We start from the raw sequence: 1,059 nt of genomic DNA, 5'->3' as shown, positions 1-1,059 counted from the left end.
CCGCGTCTACCTGGCCCTGCTGGGCCTGGTGCTGCTGGTCATGATCGTGGCCTGAGCGCTGCGCTCAACCCTCCTGGAAGATCGCCTCGATCCGGGTCTCGAACACCCGGGCAATGGCGAATGCCAGCGGCAGGCTGGGGTCGTAGCGGCCCGTCTCGATCGCGTTCACGGTCTGGCGCGACACGCCCAGCAGGTCCGCCAGCGCAGCCTGGCTCCAGCCGCGCTGGGCGCGCAGTTCACGGATGGTGTTTTTCATCGCCGGGCCGCCCCAAGATGAAAAGGCACCCCCTCGGGGGCCAGCGGACCTTGCACAGCAAGGGGAGCGCGGGGGTCATTTTTCATGGGAGGGGCACTTTGGCGGAACAGCTCATCGGCTGCGCAGCCAGTGAGCCACCGAGGCAGCCACCCAGAGCGCACCCATCAAGGGCCACACCATGAACATGCTGAGCTTGGGAAAACCTGCCACTTCCAGGAATCCATAGGTGAAGGTGATGCCCGCCGTACCCGCCGCAGCAATCGCCAGTTGCTCCAGCATGGACTTGCGCAGGAACTCGTCGGTATCGCGCACCAGCCGCACGATGGCCCGTACAGCCAGCGCAAACGCCAGCATGGGGCTGAGCAGCAGCGCCGTGCGCAGGGCACCCGCCTCCATGTCGGCACTCAGCACAAGCGCCCCGACAAGCAGCGCCGAGTACAGCAGCAGCGCAAATCCCAGTTCCTTCTGATAGCGGCGGTTGGTGGCAAGGGTTCGATTCATGGATGGATCTCGGCATGTGTAAAGGATGCTTGACATTGTGCGATGCCCGTCAAAGACATGTCAAGCAAGCTTTACATGCCTGCCGGACGCCCCGCCGTACAATCGCCGCCGTTGGTGCCAGCAGCCCCAGGGGCTGCGGTTAAACGGGAAACATGGGGCGGCCAGATCAAGCCGCCCGCATGTACTGCCCCCGCAACAGTGAGTGAAACGCCGCGTGCATGGCACCGGCCCCCGCCAAACCCGTGCCACTGGGCGTACAGCCCGGGAAGGCCTTGGCGAGTGCGTCACCAGTCTGGACGCGG

2 protein-coding genes and 1 riboswitch are annotated in these 1,059 nt (G+C 65.1%); both genes read right to left on the bottom strand.

The window, feature by feature from the left end; all coding sequences use genetic code 11:
- Nucleotides 1-64: 64 nt before the first annotated feature.
- The gene (locus L995_RS24685) at nt 65-256 is read right to left on the bottom strand and encodes a helix-turn-helix transcriptional regulator (protein ID WP_012205558.1); all 192 of its coding nucleotides are present in this window, start codon (nt 254-256) and stop codon (nt 65-67) included.
- A gap of 111 nt (nt 257-367) precedes the next feature.
- On the bottom strand, nt 368-757 hold the full coding sequence (locus tag L995_RS24680; protein ID WP_047474025.1) for a hypothetical protein: 390 nt from the start codon (nt 755-757) through the stop codon (nt 368-370).
- 95 nt (nt 758-852) lie between these two features.
- A riboswitch (cobalamin riboswitch) is annotated at nt 853-1,059 on the top strand. This riboswitch is flagged as partial in the annotation.

Origin of the sequence: Delftia sp. ZNC0008 (assembly GCF_000799035.1) — a bacterium.
In the GTDB taxonomy this organism is placed as follows: domain Bacteria; phylum Pseudomonadota; class Gammaproteobacteria; order Burkholderiales; family Burkholderiaceae_C; genus Comamonas; species Comamonas tsuruhatensis.
Note: the sequence above shows the minus strand (reverse complement) of the source record. Positions and strands in the feature narration are given on the sequence as shown.

Excerpts from the sequence above, each read along its gene's own strand:
- L995_RS24680 (WP_047474025.1), bottom strand. The coding sequence starts at position 757 with ATGAATCGAACCCTTGCCACCAACCGCCGCTATCAGAAGGAACTGGGA.
- L995_RS24685 (WP_012205558.1), bottom strand. The coding sequence starts at position 256 with ATGAAAAACACCATCCGTGAACTGCGCGCCCAGCGCGGCTGGAGCCAG.